Annotated in this window: 1 pseudogene; it reads right to left on the bottom strand. The window is 63.5% G+C overall.

Annotated elements, in window-relative coordinates:
• A pseudogene (gene purT, locus LKX83_RS33350) lies at positions 1-219 on the bottom strand (phosphoribosylglycinamide formyltransferase 2); the annotation flags it as partial.

Below are 219 nucleotides of genomic sequence, written 5' to 3' on the forward strand. Positions count from 1 at the left end.
GGCGGATGCCTTCGCGGTCCATGGTCAGGCGAGCCGCACGGGCCGTCGGAATGACGCGTACCTTGCCTTGGGCTTCCAGCTCTTCCAGCACGCCGGTGGCAATGGCTTCAATCTCGGGCACAACCAGGGTGGGCTTTTCTTCTTCGATCAGGGCGCGCAATTGTTCGGCATCACTCATGGTGACGGTGCGCGAGTGATGGGCGACCTGCTGGCCAGGTG

Origin of the sequence: Cohnella baijiui (assembly GCF_020731285.1) — a bacterium.
Taxonomy (GTDB): domain Bacteria; phylum Bacillota; class Bacilli; order Paenibacillales; family Paenibacillaceae; genus Cohnella.